Below are 21,699 nucleotides of genomic sequence, written 5' to 3'. Positions count from 1 at the left end.
CCAGCGCGAATCATCGCCCCGTATGACCGCCATCCGCAAATCGCATCAGCGCGCCAGGCGGAATTCCGCCAGCACGCGGCGCCCTTCCGGCGACATGCGCGGCGCCACCTCCTGCACCAGGGCGGCCAGTTCCACGGCCAGATCCGCACGCCCTTGCTGCACCACGGCGAGGGTGGAAGCCAGCGAAGCAGGGTCCACCACCTCCCGCAGCAATTCGCGGCGCACCGCCATCAGCGCCTCCCGCTGCGCCATGAAGCGCGCCAGCACGGCCTGGCGGCGTGGCACGAAGGCCTGGCGGAGCTGCGCCGCATCGGCCTCCGGCAGCGCCTCCATCAGCCGCCGCAGCGGGCGCTCGCTCAGCTCCAGCGCGAGGCCGGCAATCTCGGCCGGCGCCGCGCCGCGCCAGGCCTGCGCCGCCAGATAGCCCCCGGCGAAGAGGTTGAGCGCAAGCGAGGCGAGCAGCGCCAGGCGCAGGCGGGCAAGGCCGGTCACGAGACGTCCTCCTCGAAGAGCGAGAGCGGTTCGGTCAGCAGCAGGTCCAGCACCGGGTCACCGCGCGGCGGCAGCGGCAGCAGGCCCTGGCCGGCGAACCAGCCGGCCAGCACCATTCCCGCCAGGCCAAGCCCGACGGGGCGGGCGAAGAGCCAGCGCCATTCCTGCCAGAGCCGCGCGGCGGGTCCGGCCTCGTGCCGCGCCGTCTCGGCGCGGATGCGGGCCATGCTGGCGGCGACCACGCGGGCGGCGCGCAGCCGGTCCCCGGCGGTCTCGGGCGGCCGGTCGCGCAGCAGCGCATCCAGCCGCGCCGCCTCCCGCCAGGCGGCGCGGGCGGCGGGGTCGCGGTCCCGCAGCGCCAGGGCGGCGGCCCGCAGGTGCTGGGGCCAGCGCGCCGGATCGGCGCCATGCGTGTCGAGCAGCTGGCCAAAATCCTGGATCTGCATGGTCATTCCCCCCGCATGCGGGCGCGCAGCGCGGCCCGGCCCCGGCGCAGCAGCGACCAGAAGGCCCTGAGGTCCAGCCGCAGCACGGAGGCAGCCTCCGGCCCCTCCATTTCCTGGTGGTAGAACAGCGTCAGCGCGGCCCGCTGGCGCTCCGGCAGCGCCGCCAGATTCGCCTCCAGCGCCGCCAGCTCCGCCTGCCGGCTGGCCAGTTCCAGCGGCGAGGGTGCAGCATCCCGCGTCTCGGCCGCCGCCTCCAGCGGCAGTTCCGCGCCGCGCCGGCGCAGCCGGTCCAGGCAGAGCCGCCAGGCGATGGCATGCAGCCAGGTGCCCAGGCGGGCCCGGTCCGCATCGAAGCGGCCGGCCTGGCGCCAGAGCCGCCAGAGCGTCTCCTGCACCACCTCCTCCGCCTCCGCCCGGCCACCCAGCATGCGGTCGGCGAAGCGCAGCAGGGGGGGCGTGTGGCGCTCCGCCAGCAGGCGGAAGGCGGCCTCCTCCCCCGCCGCGACGCGGGCCATCAGCGCCGCCTCGCCAGCCTCCGCCATCGCCGGGGTCGCGGCCCATTCCGCCGTCACGCCCATCCTGCCGTCCGCATCGGCCCCACCATCGCAGCGGCGCCCCCGCGGCGCACGCCATCCTCGGGCTGATACGGCCGGCGGGGGCGGAATCGTCGCGGGGGCGGGCGAAAATTTTCGGCCCTCCGGCACGGCGACTTTTCCCGGGCGCGCCGTATCAGCCCCGATGACCCGCACCAGCCGCCTCGCCCTGCCCCGGCGCCTTTGCCTCGCCGCCCTGCTGCCGCTCGCGGCTTGCAGCGGGCAGAGCGTGGAGTGCCTGACCCTCGACCTGGATTCGGGCCTGGCCTGGCGGATGCGCGGCGATTCCTGGCGGCTGCTGGGTGCGGCCGAGCCGATGGCCTGTGCGCCACCGGCCCTGCCGCCGCCGGAGGGCCGGCCGCCGGCCCTGTCCCCCCCGGGCCGCCCGCCGGAGCCGGCGCCCATGCGCACCTGATTGAAAGGAGAACCGAGATGTCCCGCAAGCTGATCCTGGCCGCGCTGCTCGCGGCCGCCACCGCCCTGCCCGCCGCCGCCCAGCAGGGGCCGCAGCAGCGCGCCCTGATGCAGGCCTGCGGCGCCGATTACCGCGCCCATTGCGCCAATACGCCGCGTGGCGAGGGCCGTATCCTGGCCTGCCTGCGCCAGAATTCCGCGCAGCTTTCGCAACCCTGCCGCGATGCGCTCTCGCGGCTGCCGAGCCGGTGACCGCCATGCGGCGCATCCTGGCGCTCGCCGCCCTGGCGATGCTGGCAGCCCCCGCCGCCCGCGCCTGGGAGCGATCGGGCAGCCTGACCACGCCGAACGGGACCTGGACCGGCAGCCGCTCCGCCAGCTGCGCCGATGGCAGCTGCAGCCGTTCCGGCAGCCTGAGCAATCCGCAGGGCCAGTCCTGGACCCGCCAGGGCCAGGTCACCCGGCAGGCGCCCGGCCAATGGAGCGGCAGCCGCAGCGCCACCGGCCCGAATGGCCAGGGCTATGCGCGGAGCTGGACGCGCAGCCGGTAGGTCAGGCCGCGGGATAGGCGATCGACACCACCTCGATCTCCTCCGCCCCCGCCGGCGTCCGCAGTTTCCGCGTATCACCGACGCGCGCGCCCAGCAGCGCGCGGGCGATGGGTGCGACCCAGGAGATGCGGCCGGCGGCGCTGTCCGCCTCATCCACGCCGACGATGGTGATGGTCACCTCGGCATCGTCCGAGGCGCGGGCATAGGTGACGGTGGCGCCGAAGAAGACCTGGTCACGCCGGCTCTGCGCCGCCGGATCCACCACCTGCACCCGCTCCAGCCGCTTGCGGAGGAAGCGCACGCGGCTGTCGATCTGGCGCAGCCGGCGCTTGCCGTACTGGTAGTCCGCATTCTCCGACCGGTCGCCAAGGCCGGCGGCCCATGAGACGACCTCCACCACCTTCGGCCGCTCCTCGTCCCAGAGCTTGCGGAGCTCCGCGCGCAGCGCCTCATGCCCCGCCGGGGTCATGTAGAAGGGCGTGCCGGTGGGCAGGCCGGGCGGGCCTTCCTCCCCCTCATCCTCCTCCTCAGCCAAGCAGCGTGTCCCGCGCTTCCTGCCAGGAAGCCTGGTCGGGGGCGCAGATCAGCCCGCCGGAGACATGCTCGGCGGCGCGGTAGCCGCTGCCGTCGAAGCGCGCCGAATAGCCGCCGGCCTCCCGGTGCAGCAGCCAGCCGGGCGCGTGATCCCAGGGCATCAGCTTGTTGTAGAACAGCAGATGCGCGTGCCCGCTCGCCGCCAGGCGATACTCATGCGCCGCGCATCGAAAGTTCACGATGCCGGCCAGCTTGGGCAGGCGGGAGGCCACCTGGCTGCGCTGCGGTTCCTTGAGAAAACCCCAGGAGACGGCGCCGATCATGCGCCCCATGGGCACCGGCGCGGCGACGCGCAGATCAGCGAAGCGGTGGCCCTGCGCATCCTCGAACCAGGCCCCCTCCCCGCGCAGCGCCACGGCCGTGTCGTCGCCCAGCGGGTCGTGGATCCAGGCGCCCACCACCTCGCCCTTCACGAAGGCCGCGGCCATGCAGCCGAACAGCGGCATGCCGGCGGCGAAATTGGCGGTGCCGTCCACCGGGTCCACCACGAAGGCGAGGTCGGCATCGGCCAGCTTCGCCAGAAGGGAGGCATCGGCCGCCGTCGCCTCCTCCCCCACCACCACGCAGCCGGGAAAGCGGGCGCGCAGCGCGGCCTCGATCATGCGTTCGGCAGCCTCGTCAGCCTCCGTCACCAGGTCCAGCGGGCTGGACTTGGTGCGCACATCGCCGGCGGCCAGGCGCCGGAAGCGGGGCAGGATTTCCGCCCTTGTGGCGTCGCGCAGCAGCACGGCCACGTCGCGCGCCGCCTTGGTATCGAAGCGCATCACTGCCCCCGTTGTTCGAAGCGTGCCCGATCGGCGGGGGTCAGACGGACGGAGACGCGGATCGTCTCCTCCGTATCCTCCCGCGCCAGCACCTCGCCATGCTCATAGAGCCAAGCGAGGCTGGCGCCATCGGCGGGTGCCAGGCGGTAGTCGAGGGTTTCCATCCCCGCCGTCATCCGGGCGTCCAGCGCATCGCGCAGCGCATCCAGCCCGTCGCCGGTCAGCGCGGAGACGGCGATGGCGCCGGGGATTCCGGGCACCGCATCCACCCCGCCCATCAGATCGGCCTTGTTCAGCACCTCGATGACGCGGGCCGGCCAGCCCTCATCCATGGTGGCGTCCTCGCCCTCCGCCATCTCGGCGAGCACGCCCAGCACATCGGCGCGCTGGGCGGCGCTGTCGGGATGCGCGGCGTCGCGGACATGCAGGATGATATCGGCCGCCGCCACCTCCTCCAGCGTCGCCCGGAAGGCTTCCACCAGCTGCGTCGGCAGGTCGGAGATGAAGCCCACCGTGTCGGAGAGGATCACTGTGCGGCCGGAGGGCAGCTTGATCGCCCGCATGGTGGGGTCCAGCGTGGCGAAGAGCTGGTCCTGGGCGAAGACGCCGGCGCCGGTCAGGGCGTTGAACAGGGTGGATTTCCCCGCATTCGTGTAGCCGACCAGCGCGACCACGGGATAGGGCACGCGGGCGCGTGCGGAACGGTGCAGGCCGCGGGTGCGGCGCACCTGCTCCAGCTCCTTCTTCAGGCGCACGATGCGCTCGTCGATCAGGCGGCGGTCGATCTCGATCTGCGATTCGCCGGGGCCGCCGAGGAAGCCGAAGCCGCCGCGCTGCCGCTCCAGGTGGGTCCAGGACCGCACCAGGCGGGTGCGCTGGTAGGACAGATGCGCGAGTTCCACCTGCAGCGAGCCTTCCCGCGTGCGCGCGCGCTCGCCGAAGATCTCCAGGATCAGGCCGGTGCGGTCGATGACCTTGGCACCCCAGGCGCGTTCCAGGTTGCGCTGCTGCACCGGGGACAGGGCGGCATCCACCACCACCACCGTCACGCCATGGCGCGCGCATTCCTCATGCACCATCTCGACCTGCCCTTCGCCGAGCAGGGTGGAGGGCCGGGTGGTGCGCAGCGGGAAGATGGCGGAGTGGACGATGGTGAGGCCGATGGACGCGGTGAGCCCCACCGCCTCGGCCAGCTTCGCCTCCGCCGCGCGATTGGCGCCGGATTCGCCATGCGCCGTGCTGCCGCGCAGCGATCGGTCATGGGGCAGGATGACGGCGGCCTTCACGGGGCCGCCGCCGGTCTCCAGGGACTTGCCCTCCCCGGTCTTAATCGCGCGATCCGACAGGGTTCACCTCGCGGCCCAGGGTCAGACGGCTTTCACGGAGTGGGGCGGCCGCGCCTTCGGCGGATTGCGCCGGCGGCGCCGCGCCGGCGCCGGCCGCGGTCGCATCGAAGAGCATGATCGGCGCGCCGGGCATCACGGTGCTGATGGCGTGCTTGTAGACCAGCTGGGTATGCCCGTCCCGGCGCAGCAGGACGGAGAAATTGTCGAACCAGGTGATGATGCCCTGCAGCTTCACGCCGTTCACCAGGAAGATCGTCACCGGGGTCTTGGACTTGCGGACGTGGTTCAGGAAGACGTCCTGCACGTTCTGGGATTTTTCGGCGGCCACGGGGCGGTGATCCTTCTTCTTCTTGGCCGTTGATCGGCCGGATGAGGGCGGCGCGCCGGGCGACAGGTGGCATTGGACCACCATCAGCCATCCGGCGACGTCATCCGGCAACCGGGGCCAACCATGGGGGGCGAACCAGCGGCGCGGACGCCGCTAATCTCCCTCGCCGACCCCTGCCCTGGCAAGGTGCTGCAACCCTGCCGCGAGCGCATGGCCGTCATCGAATACGAGATCCGGCCGCGCCGCCGCCACGCCCCCGTCATGCGGGGCGCGGCCGAGCAGCACGGCGGTGCAGCCGGCGGCCCGCGCCGCGTCCATGTCCAGCACCGTATCGCCGATATACCAGACCGAAGGGCCGGGCTTCACGCCGCAGGAGTCGAGCGCCATCAGCAAGGGCGCCGCGCTCGGCTTGTCCGCGCTGGCATCGCCCGCGCCGACCAGGGCGGTGAAGTGGCCAGCCCAGCCGAGATGCGCGGCCTCCGCCCGCAGCAGCGGCCCCTGCTTGTTGGAGACGACCCCCTGCGGGCCGAGCGCGGCGGCGGCCCGAATGGCCTCGGCGGCGCCGGGCATGGGGTTCAGCACCTCCAGGTGGCAGGACCGCACGGCGGCGTAGAAGATATCCCGCGCCCGCTCCCATTCCGCGCCGAACATGCCCGGGAAGGTGTCCCGCAGGGACCCGCGGACATTGGCCAGCACCGTCTCCCGGTCCCAGGACGGCATGCCGAACTCGCGAAAAGTCGCGTTCAGTCCGTGCTGGATGGCGGCCCAGCCATCGACCAGGGTGTTGTCCCAGTCCCAGAGGATGCAGGTTGGGATGCAGGCGGGGCGGGTCACGCCGCGTTCTTCACGTCGCCCTTCACGTGGCGGGCAAAGATGTCGAAGAGCCGCCGCACCACCGGGCCGACCTGGCCATCGCCCACCGGCTGGCCGTCGATCTTCGTGATCGGCTTCACGAAGGAGGTGGCGGAGGTGATGAAGGCCTCCCTCGCCCGGCGCATCTCCTCCAGCGAGAATTCGCGCTCGTCATAGGCCATGCCCAGCGTCCGCAGTTCCGCCATCAGCGCGGCGCGGGTGCAGCCGGGCAGGATCACGTGGTCCAGGAAGCGGGTGCGGATGGCGCCATTCTCATCGACGATCCAGAAGGTGGTCGCCGCCCCCTCCGTCACCATGCCGGTCGCCTCATCATAGAGGATCGCCTCGATCGCACCGGCCTCCCGCGCCTTCTGCCGGGCCAGGCAATTCGGCAGCAGGTTCACGGACTTGATGTCCCGCCGCGCCCAGCGCTGGTCCGGCAGGGTGATGCAGGCGGCCTGCCACTTGTCGACATTCGTGGGATAGGGCGGCACCCGGCGGATGGTGACGACCAGCGCCGGCGGCACCGGCCTGGTCGGGAAGGCATGGTCGCGGCGGGAGACGCCGCGGGTGACCTGCATGTACAGCAGCCCTTCCCGCACCCGGTTCCGCTGCGCCACCTCCCGCAGCACCATGGAGAGCGCGGCGCGGGACATGGGCATGGGCAGCTGGATCTCGCCGAGGGAGCGTTCCAGCCGCGCCAGGTGCAGCTCCTCATCCACATAGCGGCCGTCATGCAGGTGCACGACCTCGTAGATGCCGTCGCCGAACTGGTAGCCGCGATCCTCGATATTCACCGAGGCTTCGGACTGCGGCAGGTAGCGGCCGTTCACATAGGCGATCTTCGACATCTTCGGCTTTCCTAGGCGGCCTGCCACCGCGAGGCTCCGGCGGCAGATTGGGCGAAATGGGTGAGGCCGGGTCAGCTCCCGGCCGCGGCGGCCGGGGCGCGGTCCTCGGCATGAACCCCCAGGAACTTCAGCTTGCGATGCAAGGCGCTGCGTTCCATCCCGACGAAGGCCGCCGTGCGGCTGATATTGCCGCCGAAGCGCAGCAGCTGCGCCTCCAGGTATTGCCGCTCGAACAATTCCCTGGCTTCCCGCAACGGCAGGGTCATGATTTCGGAGGAGCGGTCCAGCTTCAGCACCGCGGGGGCGGAGGCGCCGACCTGGGGCGGCAGCATGTCCGGCCGGATCGGCTCCCGCGCATCGCCGGGGGCCATGATGAGAAGCCAGTCGATCAGGTTGCGCAGCTCCCGCACATTGCCCGGCCATTCATAGGCCTGCATCGCCGCCAGCGAATCCTCGGACAGCTCGCGCGGCGGCATGCCGCTGGTCTCGCCGGAGCGCGCCATGAAATGGCGGGCCAGCGCCGGGATATCCTCCCGCCGCTCCCGCAGCGGCGGAATCTTCAAGGGCACCACGGCGAGCCGGTAGTACAGGTCCTCCCGGAACCGCCCGGCCGCGATCTCGGCCTGCAGGTCGCGGTTGGTCGTCGCGATCACCCGGACATCGACGGTCACGCGCTGCGCGCCGCCGATGCGGACAAATCCCTGCTCCTGCAGGGCGCGGACGATCTTGCCCTGGGTCTCCAGCGGCATATCCGCCACCTCGTCCAGCAGCAGCGTGCCGCCATGGGCGCGTTCCAGCACCCCGGCACGCCGCGGTGCGGCGGTGGGGTCCGTGCCGGCCTCGACGCCGAACAGCTCCTCCTCGAAGCGGGTCGGGGCCAGCGTCGCGCAGTTCAGCGCGACGAAGGGCCCGTCGCTGCGCCGCGACCGCGCATGCAGCATCCGCGCCGCCACTTCCTTGCCCGAACCGGCCGGGCCGCTGATCAGCACGCGGGACCCGGTCGGCGCCACCCGGTCGATCGCCTGGCGCAGCTGCGTCACGGGGCCGGAGACGCCCACCAGCTCCGCCTCCGCCCCCGCCCGCAGCCGCAGCTCGCTATTCTCCCGCTGCAGGCGGGACGCCTCCAGCGCGCGGGAGATCACCAGCAGCAGGCGGTCGGCCTTGAAGGGCTTTTCGACGAAGTCATAGGCGCCGTTCTGGATGGCCTGCACCGCCGTCTCGATGGTGCCGTGGCCGGAGATCATCACGCAGGGAACGCGGGGCTCCTCGCCATGCAGCGCCGCCAGGATGCCGAGGCCATCCAGCCGGGAGTTCTGCAGCCAGATGTCGAGCACCACCAGCGAGGGCCGGCGCGCCTTGAAGGCCGCGATCGCCTGGTCCGAATTCGCCGCCTGCCGCGTCTCGTAGCCCTCATCCGAGAGGATGCCCTCGATCAGGGCACGGATGTCCGGCTCATCGTCGACGATCAGGATTTCATGCGCCATGATCAGCCTGCCCCATCGCCGCGCCCAAGGGTTGCGCCCACGCCCGGCGGTTCCTCGCGCTCTTTTACCTGAAGCGGTCCCGAGTCCTTTGCATCCCTCGGCGCGACCCGCGGAAGAATCAGCAGGGCCCGGGCGCCAGGACCATCGGGACGATCCTCGAGTTCGAGGCGCCCCCCATGGTCCTCCATGATCTTCTTGACGATGGCAAGGCCGAGGCCGGTGCCTTTCGCCTTGTGGGTCACATAGGGTTCGGTCAGCCGCGCACGCTCCTCGCCATCCGGCAATCCAATGCCGTTATCCTCGACCACCACCGCGAAACCTTCCGCCACCGGCTCCACCCGCAGGCCGATCCGGCCCTGCTCGCCTTCCTCGCGCGGGGCGGAGGTCACCGCATCGGCGGCGTTCTGCAGCAGATTGGTCAGCGCCTGGCCGATCAGCCGGCGGTCCATCGGCAGCAGCGGCAGATCCTCGGGGAATCCCGTCTCGTAGCGGATATCCGGATGCGCGCCCTGCTGCAGCACCAGCGCCTCCCGCACCACCTGGTCCAGCCTTTCGGGGCGTATGACGGGCTGCGGCATCCGGGCGAAAGCCGAAAATTCGTCCACCATCCGGCCGATATCGCCGACCTGGCGCACGATGGTGTCGGTCAGCGTCCGGAAGGTCTCGGGATCGCTGCCGATCTCCTTGAGATATTTGCGCTTCAGCCGCTCGGCGGAGAGCATGATCGGGGTCAGCGGGTTCTTGATCTCATGCGCGATGCGCCGCGCGACGTCGGACCAGGCGGCCTTGCGCTGGGCGGATTGCAGCTCGGTGATGTCGTCGAAGGTCAGCACGAAGCCGGCGACGCGGCCGGGCTGGCCCTCGGCGCCGATGCGGGCGATCAGGCTGCGCCGATGTGAGGGCGGGCCGATCGGGATCTCGGCCGTGCGCACCCGGTCCGGCTGGCCGCGCGCCTCCGCCACCAGGGCGGCGAATTCGGGGGCGACGCCGGCCAGCGGCAGGCCGATGGCCGCCTCCAGGTCCACGCCCAGCAATTCGCTGGCGGTGCGGTTCGGCAGGTTGATGCGGCCTTCCGCATCCAGCCCCACCACGCCTGCGGAAACCCCGGAGAGCACCGTTTCGGTAAAACGCCGCCGCTCGTCGATCTGGCGATAGGCCTCCATCAGCTCGCCGCGCTGGGCCGAAAGCTGGCTGGTCATGCGATTGAAGGCGCGGGAGAGGCTGGCGAGCTCGTCATCCTGCGTCCCCTCCTCCACCCGCGTGGCCAGGTCGCCGGCCCTCACCCGCTCGGCGGCGGTGATCAGGCGCGAGATCGGCCGGGCCATCTGATTGGCGAAAACGAGGCCGACGAGCACCGCTGCCAGCAGCACGAGCAAGGCCGCGCAGGCGAAAATGAGAGCAAACGTGATCTGCAGGCTGCCGCGGTTGCGGTCCAGCTGGTCGTATTCCTGAAACGCCAGTTCCGTGGTCCGCATATGGTCCAGCACGCTGCCATCCAGCGGCCGCCCGATCAGCAGCAGCAGGCCGGGCGGGATGTCGAGGTTGGTCACGGCGCGCACCCGCGCATCCGATTCGCCCGGCACCACGGCGACCTCCCCCTGGCGGACCTGTTCCAGGGCCCAGCCGGGCGGCGGCTCGATCATCGCGCCGGGGGTGAAGCCGGCGGCGGCCACCACGCGGCCGAGCGTGGGTTCGAAGACCACCGCCTCGGTCAGGCCGCGAATCGAGGTCTGGGTCGCCAGCAGCCGCTCGAAGGCCGGCATATTGTCGGGCAGGAAGACCTGGGCGGCGCGGTTCAGGTCGGCCGCCATGGCCAGCGCATCGACCCGGATCTCGTCCCGGTGCTGGTCCATCCAGGCGCGGGAGGCGACCAGCGAGGCCTCCAAGGTCGAGCGCACCCGGTCGCTGAACCAGGCCTGGATGCCGAGGTTGAAGAAGACGGCGGCGAAGGCGGCGACGATCAGGGCCGGCACCACGGCGACCCCTCCGAACAGCAGCACCAGCCGCACATGCAGCCTGGCGCCCGCGCTGCCGCGGCGCCGTTCCGCCCAGACGCGGACGAGGCGGGAGGCGAGCGAGCCCGCCAGCAGCAGCAGCACGCCGGCATTGCAGAGCACCACGGCGACGATCTGCCCCGGGCTGGTCGGCCCGAAGGGGCTGCCGCCGGCCAGCAGCACGAAGGTGGCCACGCCGAGCAGCACGGCGGTGATCGCCAGGCCCAGCGTGGTGGCGCGGCCGAGCAGGATATCGCTCAGGCGTCGGGTGAAGGTGGCGGTCATGCCCGGCCCCTTATGCCCGAGCCGGGGCGCGAGGCGAAGGGTGCCCCCCCGCCCGGCGCGATCAGGGCAGGCCCCGCACCACCGGCAGGTCCAGCTCCCGCAGCTTCTTGCGCAGCGTATTGCGGTTCAGCCCCAGCATGGCGGCGGCCTTGATCTGGTTGCCGCGGGTGGCCGACAGCGCCAGCTTCAGCAGTGGCCGCTCCACCTCCGCCAGCACGCGGTCGTACAGGTCGCGGATCGGCATGCCGTCCTTGTGGGCGGACATGAAGCCGGCCAGGTGCCGCTCCACCGCCTGTTCCAGGGTTTCGGGCGCGCGCGGGCCTTCCTCGGGCGGGGCGGCGGCTTCCGCCAGCTCGGCGCCCACGGCATCGGCGCCGATGATCTCCTGCGGATAGAGCGCCGCCATGCGGCGCATCAGGTTTTCGAGTTCGCGCGCATTGCCTGGCCAGGCGTGCTGCTTGAGGCGGTCCAGGGCGCCCTGGTCGAGCTGCTTCTGGGGCAGGCCAGCGGCGCGAGCGCGTTCCAGGAAATGGCGGGCCAGCAGGGGGATATCCTCCAGCCTTTCGCGCAGCGGCGGCAGGCGGATGGGCACCACGTTCAGGCGGTAGAACAGGTCCTCGCGGAACATGCCGCCGCGGATGGATTGCCGCAGGTCGCGATGGGTGGCGGCGACGATGCGGACATTGGCCTTGATCGGCTGGCGACCGCCGACCGTGGTGAATTCGCCTTCCTGGAGGACGCGCAGCAGCCGGGTCTGCGCCTCCGGCGGCATGTCGCCGATCTCGTCCAGGAACAGCGTGCCGCCGGCGGCCTGTTCGAAGCGGCCGACGCCGCGGTTCAGCGCGCCGGTGAAGGCGCCGCGCTCATGGCCGAAGAGCTCCGACTCGATCAGCTCGCGCGGGATCGCCGCCATGTTGATGGCGACGAAGGGCCCGCTGCGGCGGCGGCCGTAATCGTGCAGCGCGCGCGCCACCAGCTCCTTCCCCGTGCCGCTCTCGCCCGTGATCATCACGGTGAGGTCGGTGGTGGTGAGGCGGGCGACCGTCCGGTAGATCTCCTGCATGGCGGCGGAGCGGCCGACCAGCGGCAGCCTTTCCTCCGTCTCCTCCGCCTCCACCTCCGAGGGCTGCGTCGGCGCCGCCAAGGCGCGGCCCACCACGGCCAGCAATTCCTTCAGATCGAAGGGCTTGGGCAGATAGTCGAAGGCACCGCGTTGGGTCGCCTTCAGCGCGGTCGAGAAGGTGGATTGCGCCGACATCACCACGACCCGCAGATCCGGCCGCACGCGGCGGATGCGCGGCACCAGGTCCAGCCCATTCTCGTCCGGCATGATCACGTCGGTGATCACCAGGTCGCCCTCGCCATCCTCCACCCAGCGCCAGAGGGTGGCGGCGGAGGAGGTTGCGCGCACGTGGTAGCCGGACCTGCCAAGGGCCTGGGACAGAACGGTTCTGATGGCCCGATCGTCATCCGCGATCAGGATGGTGCGGGTGGTGGCGGAGACCGCGGCAGCGTCACTCATGCGGCAACTCCGGATCGGCGGGGGTTGGGGGGCGGCACGGGGAGCGAAAGGCGAAAGGCGGTGCGGCCCGGGCGCGTGTCGCATTCGATCAGCGCGCCCTGGTCGGCCACCAGCTTGGCGACGAGCGCGAGGCCCAGACCCTGCCCGCCCCGCTTGGTGGTGACGAAGGGCTCGAAGAGGGTGGCGCGGACGGCATCCGGAATGCCCGGCCCATTGTCCCGCACCACCACCTGCAGCGGCAGGTCCACGCGTTCCTGGCTGCCCGGCACGGCAATGCGGACGCCATGGTGGTAGGCGGTGCCGAGCCAGATCTCGCCATCACGCGAATCAACGGCTTCTGCTGCGTTCTTCACCAGATTCAGCAGGATCTGGATCAGCAGGTCCCGATTGCCCCAGACCGGCGGCAGGGAGGGGTCATAGTCCTGGTGGATCTTCAGATGCGCCGCGAAGCCCGACAGCGCGATGCGGCGGACGTGGTCCAGCACCTCATGGATATTCACCTCCGCCTGCTCCACCGGGCGGTCGGAGAACATGTCCATCCGCTCCACCAGGTTGCGGATGCGGTCCACCTCGTCCTGGATCAGCTGGCACAGCTCCCGGTCGCCCTCGCTGGCGCCCTGTTCCAGAAGCTGGGCGGCGCCGCGGATGCCGGAGAGCGGGTTCTTCACCTCATGGGCGAGCATTGCCGCCATGGCCGAGGCGCTGCGCGCGGCGCCGCGAAAATTCAGCTGCCGGTCCAGCATCTGCGCGGTGGAGCCATCCTGCAGCGTCAGCACCACCCCGCCCGGCATTTCCGGCAGCGGCGCCCCATGGGCGGCGACGCCGAGCCGGCGGAGACGCGGGCTTTCCAGCGCCAGGTCGTGGTCGGAGACCGGCGCATCATGCGCCCGGATCTGCGCCAGCATGGCAAACAGCCGGTGGTCGGCCGGCAGCAGGTCACCCAGCGCGTAGCTGCGCAGGGAGGCGGCGGAATGCTGGAAGAACAGCTCCGCCGCGGGATTGGCGAAGCGGAAGCGGTCCTCGGCATCCAGCACCACGGCGGCGATCGGCAGGGCGCCGAGCACGGCGATGGAATCGGGCGGCAGGGGCGCGGCCGCCGGCATCGGCAGCCGCAGGGCGCGGGCGGCGCGCGTCAGGGCGGTGGACCTCATGCGGCCAGCCGCTCCTCGGCCCCGCGCTCCATCAGCGGCAGGTAGAAGCGGTCGATCAACTCCAGCACGGCTTCCACCGAATCCGTGCGCATCACCTCTGACCGGAATTCAGCCGAGCCGTGCAGACCCTTGGAATACCAGGATATATGCTTACGGGCCAGGCGCATGCCCGGATCCCGCCCATGGTGTTCCAGCATGGCGTGGTAATGCGTCAGCAGCGTCGCATATTGCAGGGCGATGTCCGGCTCCGGCTCCAGCACGCCGGTCTGCAGGAAGGTGGCGACGCGGCGCGGCAGCCAGGGGCGGCCATAGCAGCCGCGGCCGATCATCACCCCATCGGCGCCGGACTGGCGCAGCGCCTCCGCCGCATCCTCCGGGCTCAGGATGTCGCCATTGACGATGACGGGCAGGTCGACCGCCGCCTTCACCTGGGCGACGAAGGCCCAGTCGGCGGTGCCGTTGTAGAACATCTGCCGGGTGCGGCCATGCACCGTCACCATGCGGATGCCGCTCTCCTGCGCGATGCGGGCGAGCTTCGGCGCGTTCAGCGACTGGTGGTCCCAGCCCATGCGCATCTTCAGCGTGACGGGCACCGGGACGGCCTTCACCACCGCCTCCAGGATCCGCGCCGCGCCGATCTCGTCCCGCATCAGGGCGGAGCCGGCGGATTGGCCGAGCGCGACCTTCTTCACCGGGCAGCCGAAGTTGATGTCGACGATGGCCGCGCCGTGCTGCACCACCAGCTTCGCGGCCTCGGCCATCACCTGCGGATCGCAGCCGGCGAGCTGGACGGAGGCCCCTTCCCCATCCACTTCCGCCATTTTCAGCGTGGTCCGATTCTCCCGCACCATGGCGTTGGAGGCGATCATCTCGCTCACCACCAGGCCGGTACCCTGGGCGCGGGCCAGGCGGCGGAAGGGCAGGTCGGTCACGCCGGACATCGGCGCCAGGATCACCGGCGTTTCGATCACGGCGCCGCCGAGGTCGATCGGGCGCAGTCGGGGAACGGGGGCAGTCGCGGTGATGCTCATGATTTGGGCAAGATAGGGCTGGCCTCGCCTTTCGGCAATGCGAAGCATGCGGCGCCAAGGGGCTCTGCCGCTTTATCCGGCAACCCCTTCCCTCACCGCCCCGCCCTGGGCCGATCCGCGGCGCTCGGCTAGCCTGGGTGCATGACCTGCATCGCCCTCCTGATGGCCGCCGGCAGCGGCAGCCGCTTCGGTGCCGACCGGCCGAAGCAGTACCTGGACCTCGCCGGCCGCCCCGTGCTGCGTCATGCGGCGGAGGCGCTTCTCCGAGACGCCGGTGTGGACGCCCTGCTGCCCGTCTGCGCGCCCGATCAGCGCGCGACGGTGGCGGCGATGCTCCAGGGCCTGCCCTGCCTGCCGCCCGTGGCCGGCGGCGCCACCCGCCAGGCCAGCGTCCGGGCGGGGCTGGAGGTGCTGGCCGCCAACCCGCCGGAGTTCGTCCTGGTGCATGACGCGGCCCGCCCGGTGGTGCCGCCCGGCACCATCGCCGCCCTGCGCGCGTCCCTCGCCGACCACCCCGGCGCCATCCCCGCCCAGCCGGTGACCGATACGCTGAAGCGCGGCGCCGCAGGGATGATCGCGGAGACGGTGCCCCGCGCCGGCCTGTTCCGCGCCCAGACCCCACAGGCTTTTCGGTTCATCGCCCTGCTGGAGGCGCATCGCGCCAGCACGGCGGAGGCCACCGACGATGCCCAGCTGCTGGAAGCCGCCGGGCTGGCGGTGGCCCTGGTGCCGGGGCACGAACAGAACATCAAGATCACCTGGCCGGAGGACCTGGCCCGGATGGAGGCGGCCCTGACGACACCCATGATCCCCCGCATCGGCACCGGCTTCGACGTGCATCGCCTGGTCGAGGGCCGCCCCATGGTGCTGTGTGGCGTCACCATTCCCGGGCCGATGGGCCTGGATGGCCATTCGGATGCCGATGTCGGCCTGCATGCGCTCTGCGACGCCATCTATGGCGCGCTGGCGGAGGGCGATATCGGTCGCTGGTTCCCGCCCTCCGACAACCAGTACAAGGACGCCGACAGCGCCCGCTTCCTGCGGCATGCCGCCGGCCGCATCGCCGCCCGCGGCGGAACGCTGGCCAATGCCGATGTCACGCTGATCTGCGAGCGGCCGAAGATCACCCCGCATGCGACCGCCATGCGCGAAAGGCTGGCCACGCTGCTCGGCGCGCCGCTCGACCGCATTTCGGTGAAGGCGACCACCACCGAGCGGCTGGGCTTCCCCGGCCGCGGCGAGGGCATCGCGGCGCAGGCGGCGGTCTGCCTGCTGCTGCCGGGCTGACAACCCGCGGTTAAGGCGTGCCGGCGCATCCTGCGGTCCCACCGCGATGCTGGATGCCACGATGCGCAGGATGAGTCTGACGGCGCTGCTCTACCTCCTGGCCGCGCTGTCCCTGGTGAGCGTGCTCGCCATGGCGGCCCCACAGGCGGAGCGCGTCTATGCCGTGTGGCGGGAGACCGACCGCATGCTGCGGCTGGAGGCGCTGAGCAGCAGCACGACCCGCGTCCTGGCCAGCCTGCCGATCGAGGCAACGAGCTCGCTGCCGGTCCTGCAGCAGGGCACGCCGGAGGCGATCGCGACCAATGCCGCCGCGGCGCGGGAGACCGATGCCGCCATGGCCGAGCTGCGCGCCCGCGCCGCCGCGCTGCCGAACCTCTCGCCCGTGGCACGGGAGCTGATCGGGCGCATCCTGGGCCAGGAACCCCGCATCGCCGAATTCCGCCGCGGCCTGGCCGCACGGACGGTCGGTCCCACCGATTCCGCGGCGCTCTTCGTCCCCATTTCCGAAACCGCCCTGGCCCTGGCCGGGCAGATCGCCATCGCCACGCAGGATGGCGAGCTGGTGCGGATCGGCCTGGCCATCCACGCCCTGCTGAACCTGCACAATGCCAATATGATGGAGCGTGGCGGCGGGCTGCGGATGCTCGGCTCAGCCACGCCCCCGCCGCCGGCCGTGGCGCTGTTCCGGCGCGGGCTGGTGATGCAGGACGTCTATCGCGAGCGGGTGGGCAGCCTCGGCTCCCCGGCGCTGAACGCCCGCCTCGCCGCCTTCGATGCCACGCCGGCCCGCGCCGGCCTGCTTGCGCAGCGCGCGGCGATGCAGGCGGACCAGGGCACCAGCATCCCCGCCGCCAACTGGATGGCGGGCTTCTCCGCGCAGACGGATGCCTATAGCGAGATCATCGCCGCCGGGCAGCGGGAGCTGGCCGAGGCGGTGGCGGAGCGGCGCGAGGATGCCCAGCAGCAGGCCCTGCTGCTGATCGCCGGCCTCGGCGCCATCCTGGCCGTGCTGTTGCTGGTGACGCGGCAGATCCTGCGCATCGTCTCCCGCATCGTCGGCGAGATGGGCGAGAGCCTGCGCGCGCTCGGCGAGGGCCGCTTCGATGTCGCCATCCCCGGCGTGGACCGGAAGGACGCGCTGGGCCTTATCGCACGCTCGGCGCAGCAGATGCGCGAGAGCCTGGCCGAGGGCCGCCGCCTGCAACAGCAGCAGGAGGCCGAGGCAAGGGCGCGGGAGGAACGTGCGCTGCGGGTTGCCGGCCATGTGCGCGGCTTCCAGGAGACGATCGGCACGCTGGTGCGCACCGTCTCCGACGCCTCCTCCACCCTGGAGCAGACGGCGCGCGGCATGAGCCAGGGCGCGCGCCAGGTGGACGACCAGAGCCAGCAGGTGGCCAGCAGCGCGGGGCTGGCCGATTCCAATGTGCAGTCCGTCTCGGCTGCGGCGGAGGAGCTGGCGAGCTCCGTGCAGGAGATCAGCCGCCAGCTGGCGCGCTCCACCGAGGTGACCAGCCGCGCGGTGGAGGAGACCCGGCGCAGCGACGGCCTGGTCGGCTCGCTCGCCGAGACGGCCCAGAAGATCGGCGATGTGCTCGGCCTGATCTCGAACATCGCCGGCCAGACCAATCTGCTGGCGCTGAACGCGACCATCGAGGCTGCCCGCGCCGGCGAATCCGGCAAGGGCTTTGCCGTGGTGGCGAGCGAGGTGAAGACGCTGGCCGCCGAGACCGCCAAGGCGACCGAGGAGATCGGCGCGCAGATCGGCCAGATCCAGGGCGCGACGCGCCATGTGGTGGAGGCCTTCCGCAGCGTCTCCGCCGTGATCGAGGAGGTGAACCAGATCGCCGCCGCCATCGCCGCGGCGGTGGAGGAACAGGGGGCGGCGACGCAGGAGATCGCCCGCAGCATCCAGGCGGCGGCGAGTGCCACGCGCGATGTCGCCGGCACCATCCAGTCCGTGCGCGAAAGCGCCTCCGGCAGCGGCCGCGCGGCGAATGACGTGCTGGGCGCGGCCGAGATCCTGTCCGCCCAGGCGACCACGCTTTCGCGGGAGGTGGGGACCTTCATCGGGCGGGTGGAGGCGGCCTAGGCGAGGAGGGCCTCCAGCTCGACGGCCGGAAAGATCCAGTTCTCCGGCAGCTCCGTCACCGCGCCGGAGGCGACGCGGGCGGAAAGCTGGTCGATGAAGCCAGCGATATCCTCCGGGTCCAGGTCGGCGAAATCCGTGTAGCGGTAGCGCCACCAGGCGAGGTCCAGAAGGCGCGCAATGACCTTCTCCTCGAAGCGGAAGCGCTTGATGCGGGCGGGGGAGCCCGCGACGATCGCATAGGGCGGCACGTCGCGCGTGACGATGGCGCGCGCGCCCACCACGGCGCCATGGCCGATGGTAATTCCCCGCTTCAGCAGCGCCTCCTGGCCGATCCAGACGTCATGGCCGATGACCGGCGCCGGACCCATCACCGCAAAAGGGCGCAGCGGGTAGTGCTTGCCGAATTCCGCCGCGCCGAAGGACTGGAAGCTGCCGCGATAGCTGAAGACATGGGTGGAGACCCGCTGCATCGGGTGCTCATCCGCGCTGACGGCGATGCGCGCGGCCAGCGAGCAATAGCGCCCGGCCTGCAGCCCGGGGCTGTGGCTATAGCTGAAGGCGCCGAGGCTGGCGGTGCCGCGCCGCGGCATGGCGGAATAGGCCTCCGTCTGCCAGGCATAGGGCAGGCTGACCGTCTCCCCGTGCTGGAAGACGCCTTCGACCTTCAGCGGATGGGCGAGGAAGACCCGGCGCCGGCGGAAGAAGTCCTCGATCTCCGCCGACCAGGTGCAGGTGAAGGATCCGGTCCGCTTCGGTCCCGGCGCCTGGCTCACACGCACTCCAGGATCGAGCAGTAGTTCGCCACCGCGGCGCCGCCCATGTTGAAGACGCCGGCGCGGTCCGCCTTGGCCAGTTGCATCTCGCCCGCCGTGCCGGTGAGCTGCATGGCGGCCAGCACATGCATCGAGACGCCGGTGGCGCCGATGGGGTGGCCCTTGGACTTCAGCCCGCCGGAGGGATTCACCGGCAGCCGGCCCTCCTTCGTGGTCCAGCCCTCCAGCGCGGCACGGGCGCCCTGCCCTTCCGGCACCAGGCCCATCGCCTCGTATTCGATGAGCTCCGCCACCGTGAAGCAGTCATGCGTTTCCACGAAGGACAGGTCGGACAGGGCCATCCCGGCCTGGCCCAGCGCCTGGCCCCAGGCGGCGCGGGCGCCTTCGAAGCGGATCACGTCGCGCTGCGCGATGGGCATCAGGTCCGTGGCCTGCACCGCGGCCCGGAAGCGCACAGCCTTGGCCATGGACTTCGCGGTTTCCTCATCGGTCAGGATCATCGCCGCGGCCCCGTCGCTCACCAGGGAGCAGTCCGTGCGCTTCAGCGGCGGCGCGACGAAGGGGTTCTTCTCGGATTCGGCGCGGCAGAAGGCGAAGCCGAGGTCCTTGCGCATCTGCGCATAGGGATTGGCCACGCCGTTCCTGTGGTTCTTGGCCGCGATGGCGGCCAGGGCGTCGGACTGGTCGCCGTGCCGCTGGAAGTAGCTTTCGGCGATGCGGCCGAAGACGCCGGCGAAGCCCGCGGGGATCTCGCCCTCGTCCTTCCGGTAGCTGGCGCCGAGCAGGATGTCGCCCACCTGCGCACCGGGCGTCGCCGTCATCTTCTCGGCGCCCACCACCAAAGCGAAGCGGCCGCGCTTGGCGGCGAGGAAGTCGAGCGCGCCATGGATGGCGGCGCTGCCGGTGGCGCAGGCATTCTCGTAGCGCGTGGTCGGCTTGAAGCGCAGTTCCGGCACCGTCTGCAGCAGGAGCGATGCGAAGAAGTCCTGCTTGGAGAAGCCGCCATTGAAGACGCCGACGAAGGCGCCATCCACCTCCGCCGCGCCGATCCCCGCATCCTCGATCGCCGCGCGGGCGACGCGGCCGAACAGGCTCTCGATATCCGGATCCTCGAGCTTGCCGAAGGGCGTATGGGCCCAGCCGACGATGCAGGCGGTCATGGCAAGATCCTCCCGTTGCTATGAAGGCCGCTGACAGGCGGTTGATGCAGCCTGCATCACCCGAGCGGCCGAATGGCCGCCGCGGCCCGTGCCGCGAAGCCAGGTCGGCGAAGGCCGACGCCCGGCGTCCGAGGGCAAGGTCACGCCAGCATCCAGCTGGGCTTGCGGCGCTGCTTGAAGCTGGCGATGCCTTCCTCGGCCTCCGGGCTCGCGGCGCGGCGGGCGAAGCTTTGCGCGCCGGCCTCGGCATATTCGGGCGGCGAGACGGGGCCGAGGGCGGCGAGCAGCGCCTTGGTCTCCGCCAGGGCGCCCGGCGCGCCCTGCAGGATATCTCCGATGGTGGCCTGGACGGCGAGTTCCAGCGTCGCCGCATCCGCCAGCACCTGGTGCACCAGGCCGCAGCGCGCGGCCTCCGAGGCATCCATCACATGGCCCTGCAGGCACAGCCGCGCGGCCTCGCTGCGCCCCATGCGGCGCACAAGCCAGGGCAGGATCTGCGCCGGCACCAGGCCGCGCCGCACCTCGGGGGCGGAGAAGCGCGCATCGGCCGAGGCCAGGCAGATATCGGCCGCCGTGACGAAACCAAGGCCGCCCGCATAGGCCGCGCCCTCCACCGCCGCGATCACCACCTGGGGCAGTTCCGCGATCGCGTTGAAGCGGGCGCCGGTCTTCTGGTTGCGGGCATGCTGGCGGGCCAGCTTCTCCTCCGGCGTCTCGGGCGCACCGACCTCGGTCAGGTCGAGCCCTGCGCAGAAATGGCCGCCGGCACCGGACAGCACCAGGACCCGCGCGGTGGTATCGGTCTTCAGCTCCGCCAGCAGGGCGTCCAGCGCCTCCACCAGCGCCTGGCTCATCGCATTGCGGCGATGCGGGCGATTGAGCACGGCACGCACCACCGGTCCGTCCCTGGTGACCAGAACAGGGTTCTCGTCGGTCATGCGTCTCTTGCTCCCTTGATCGCCGGGCGAACCTCCGCCCGGCAACCAGGCACGTCAAGCCGGGGTCAGACGCCCTCGCATTCGCCTTCCCGCGCGCCTTCCCTCTGGCTGGCCCGCAGCGCCGCCAGTTCCGCGCGCACCGCCACGAGCTCCGCCCGCAGCGCCGAAAGCTGTTCGCCGACCGGATCCTCATCCACCGCCGCGCCGAGCCCATAGCCGATGGAGGGGTCCTGGCAGGGCTGGCCGCGCGGCGGGCGGGCGGGGATGCCGACCACGGTGCAGCCTGGCGCCACCGCGCCGACCACCACCGCATTGGCGCCGATGCGGGCGCCGCGCCCCACCCGGATGGGCCCCAGCACCTGCGCGCCGGCGCCGACCGTCACATGATCCTCCAGCGTCGGATGGCGCTTGCCGGGCTGGCCGGACAGGCCGCCCAGCGTCACGCCGTGGTAGATCAGCACATCGTCGCCGATCTCGGCCGTCTCCCCGATCACCACGCCCATGCCGTGGTCGATGAAGAGACGGCGGCCGATTTTCGCTCCTGGATGGATCTCGATGCCCGTCAGCCAGCGCGCGAGATGCGAGGAAAAGCGCGCCGCCGCCGGCAGGCCAAGCCCCCAGAGCGCGTGGGACAGGCGATGCCAGAGTACGGCGTGCAGCCCGGCGTAGCACAGCATCGCCTCCACCCAGCTCGGCCGCGCCGGGTCCCGGGCGCGGATGGTGCGGGCGAGTTCCAGGATCTCGAGCGCCATGG

23 protein-coding genes are annotated in these 21,699 nt (G+C 71.6%); 5 read left to right on the top strand and 18 right to left on the bottom strand.

The genetic code is table 11. From position 1 onward, the window contains the following. Positions 1-45: 45 nt before the first annotated feature. Genes ACTIF1_RS03055 through ACTIF1_RS03045 form a run of 3 tightly spaced genes read right to left on the bottom strand, consistent with a single transcriptional unit; the run spans position 46 to position 1,510 of the window. Positions 46-492, bottom strand: a complete 447-nt coding sequence (locus tag ACTIF1_RS03055; RefSeq protein ID WP_439594893.1) for a periplasmic heavy metal sensor — start codon at positions 490-492, stop codon at positions 46-48. Beyond that, complete coding sequence (locus ACTIF1_RS03050; RefSeq protein WP_439594892.1) at positions 489-944, bottom strand: hypothetical protein; 456 nt, start codon at positions 942-944, stop codon at positions 489-491. The genes ACTIF1_RS03055 and ACTIF1_RS03050 overlap by 4 nt, the downstream gene beginning before the upstream one ends. Beyond that, positions 941-1,510: a sigma-70 family RNA polymerase sigma factor gene (locus tag ACTIF1_RS03045; RefSeq protein ID WP_439594891.1), complete on the bottom strand. Its 570-nt coding sequence runs from the start codon at positions 1,508-1,510 to the stop codon at positions 941-943. The genes ACTIF1_RS03050 and ACTIF1_RS03045 overlap by 4 nt, the downstream gene beginning before the upstream one ends. Before the next feature lie 166 nt (positions 1,511-1,676). Here ACTIF1_RS03045 and ACTIF1_RS03040 point away from each other — a divergent pair, with 166 nt between their 5' ends. The 3 genes from ACTIF1_RS03040 to ACTIF1_RS03030 are packed head-to-tail and all read left to right on the top strand — an operon-like array spanning position 1,677 to position 2,496. Next, positions 1,677-1,946, top strand: coding sequence for a hypothetical protein (locus ACTIF1_RS03040; protein ID WP_439594890.1), 270 nt, complete (start codon positions 1,677-1,679; stop codon positions 1,944-1,946). A 17-nt stretch (positions 1,947-1,963) separates the two neighbouring features. Then, positions 1,964-2,197, top strand: coding sequence for a cysteine rich repeat-containing protein (locus ACTIF1_RS03035; protein ID WP_439594889.1), 234 nt, complete (start codon positions 1,964-1,966; stop codon positions 2,195-2,197). After that, on the top strand, positions 2,194-2,496 hold the full coding sequence (locus ACTIF1_RS03030; protein WP_439594888.1) for a hypothetical protein: 303 nt from the start codon (positions 2,194-2,196) through the stop codon (positions 2,494-2,496). The genes ACTIF1_RS03035 and ACTIF1_RS03030 overlap by 4 nt, the downstream gene beginning before the upstream one ends. Position 2,497: 1 nt before the next feature. On the opposite strand, the gene greB is transcribed toward ACTIF1_RS03030, so the two are convergent. The 11 genes from greB to dusB all read right to left on the bottom strand — a co-directional run bounded on the left by greB (position 2,498) and on the right by dusB (position 14,698). Then, positions 2,498-2,965 carry a transcription elongation factor GreB gene (greB, locus tag ACTIF1_RS03025; RefSeq protein WP_439594981.1) on the bottom strand — a complete coding sequence of 156 codons (468 nt, stop codon included), beginning with the start codon at positions 2,963-2,965 and terminating at the stop codon, positions 2,498-2,500. 58 nt (positions 2,966-3,023) lie between these two features. Further along, a complete protein-coding gene (locus ACTIF1_RS03020) occupies positions 3,024-3,854 on the bottom strand; it encodes an inositol monophosphatase family protein (RefSeq protein ID WP_439594887.1) in 831 nt (276 codons plus the stop codon). After that, positions 3,854-5,140, bottom strand: coding sequence for a GTPase HflX (hflX, locus tag ACTIF1_RS03015; protein ID WP_439594886.1), 1,287 nt, complete (start codon positions 5,138-5,140; stop codon positions 3,854-3,856). The genes ACTIF1_RS03020 and hflX overlap by 1 nt, the downstream gene beginning before the upstream one ends. 40 nt (positions 5,141-5,180) lie before the next feature. Beyond that, positions 5,181-5,528 carry an RNA chaperone Hfq gene (gene hfq, locus ACTIF1_RS03010; protein ID WP_439594885.1) on the bottom strand — a complete coding sequence of 116 codons (348 nt, stop codon included), beginning with the start codon at positions 5,526-5,528 and terminating at the stop codon, positions 5,181-5,183. A gap of 153 nt (positions 5,529-5,681) precedes the next feature. Further along, positions 5,682-6,362, bottom strand: a complete 681-nt coding sequence (locus tag ACTIF1_RS03005; protein ID WP_439594884.1) for an HAD family hydrolase — start codon at positions 6,360-6,362, stop codon at positions 5,682-5,684. After that, positions 6,359-7,231, bottom strand: coding sequence for a D-amino-acid transaminase (locus ACTIF1_RS03000; RefSeq protein ID WP_439594883.1), 873 nt, complete (start codon positions 7,229-7,231; stop codon positions 6,359-6,361). Before ACTIF1_RS03000 ends, ACTIF1_RS03005 begins: the two co-directional genes overlap by 4 nt. Before the next feature lie 71 nt (positions 7,232-7,302). Then, positions 7,303-8,715 (bottom strand): nitrogen assimilation response regulator NtrX, encoded by a 1,413-nt coding sequence (ntrX, locus tag ACTIF1_RS02995; RefSeq protein WP_439594882.1) that lies wholly within the window; start codon positions 8,713-8,715, stop codon positions 7,303-7,305. Between the two features lie 2 nt (positions 8,716-8,717). Further along, complete coding sequence (locus tag ACTIF1_RS02990) at positions 8,718-10,994, bottom strand: ATP-binding protein (protein WP_439594881.1); 2,277 nt, start codon at positions 10,992-10,994, stop codon at positions 8,718-8,720. A gap of 61 nt (positions 10,995-11,055) precedes the next feature. Then, positions 11,056-12,516 carry a nitrogen regulation protein NR(I) gene (gene ntrC, locus ACTIF1_RS02985; RefSeq protein WP_439594880.1) on the bottom strand — a complete coding sequence of 487 codons (1,461 nt, stop codon included), beginning with the start codon at positions 12,514-12,516 and terminating at the stop codon, positions 11,056-11,058. Next, on the bottom strand, positions 12,513-13,619 hold the full coding sequence (locus tag ACTIF1_RS02980; protein WP_439594980.1) for a two-component system sensor histidine kinase NtrB: 1,107 nt from the start codon (positions 13,617-13,619) through the stop codon (positions 12,513-12,515). Before ACTIF1_RS02980 ends, ntrC begins: the two co-directional genes overlap by 4 nt. A gap of 44 nt (positions 13,620-13,663) precedes the next feature. Then, the gene (dusB, locus tag ACTIF1_RS02975) at positions 13,664-14,698 is read right to left on the bottom strand and encodes a tRNA dihydrouridine synthase DusB (protein WP_439594879.1); all 1,035 of its coding nucleotides are present in this window, start codon (positions 14,696-14,698) and stop codon (positions 13,664-13,666) included. 141 nt (positions 14,699-14,839) lie between these two features. Here dusB and ACTIF1_RS02970 point away from each other — a divergent pair, with 141 nt between their 5' ends. Next, on the top strand, positions 14,840-15,985 hold the full coding sequence (locus ACTIF1_RS02970; protein ID WP_439594878.1) for a bifunctional 2-C-methyl-D-erythritol 4-phosphate cytidylyltransferase/2-C-methyl-D-erythritol 2,4-cyclodiphosphate synthase: 1,146 nt from the start codon (positions 14,840-14,842) through the stop codon (positions 15,983-15,985). Between the two features lie 70 nt (positions 15,986-16,055). Next, positions 16,056-18,074, top strand: a complete 2,019-nt coding sequence (locus tag ACTIF1_RS02965) for a methyl-accepting chemotaxis protein (protein ID WP_439594877.1) — start codon at positions 16,056-16,058, stop codon at positions 18,072-18,074. Here ACTIF1_RS02965 and ACTIF1_RS02960 read toward each other — a convergent pair. The 4 genes from ACTIF1_RS02960 to cysE all read right to left on the bottom strand — a co-directional run bounded on the left by ACTIF1_RS02960 (position 18,071) and on the right by cysE (position 21,697). Next, on the bottom strand, positions 18,071-18,847 hold the full coding sequence (locus ACTIF1_RS02960) for a CatB-related O-acetyltransferase (protein WP_439594876.1): 777 nt from the start codon (positions 18,845-18,847) through the stop codon (positions 18,071-18,073). The two genes, ACTIF1_RS02965 and ACTIF1_RS02960, sit on opposite strands and share 4 nt — an antisense overlap. Further along, positions 18,844-20,007 (bottom strand): acetyl-CoA acetyltransferase, encoded by a 1,164-nt coding sequence (locus tag ACTIF1_RS02955; protein WP_439594875.1) that lies wholly within the window; start codon positions 20,005-20,007, stop codon positions 18,844-18,846. The genes ACTIF1_RS02960 and ACTIF1_RS02955 overlap by 4 nt, the downstream gene beginning before the upstream one ends. Before the next feature lie 140 nt (positions 20,008-20,147). Then, positions 20,148-20,945, bottom strand: coding sequence for an enoyl-CoA hydratase/isomerase family protein (locus ACTIF1_RS02950; RefSeq protein ID WP_439594874.1), 798 nt, complete (start codon positions 20,943-20,945; stop codon positions 20,148-20,150). A gap of 65 nt (positions 20,946-21,010) precedes the next feature. Continuing rightward, complete coding sequence (gene cysE, locus ACTIF1_RS02945) at positions 21,011-21,697, bottom strand: serine O-acetyltransferase (RefSeq protein WP_439594873.1); 687 nt, start codon at positions 21,695-21,697, stop codon at positions 21,011-21,013. Between the last annotated feature and the right edge of the window lie 2 nt (positions 21,698-21,699).

It is taken from the genome of Falsiroseomonas sp. (assembly GCF_051860665.1).
GTDB lineage: Bacteria > Pseudomonadota > Alphaproteobacteria > Acetobacterales > Acetobacteraceae > Falsiroseomonas.
The sequence above is the reverse complement of the archived record's forward strand: the minus strand, read 5'-3'. Positions and strand labels throughout refer to the sequence as shown.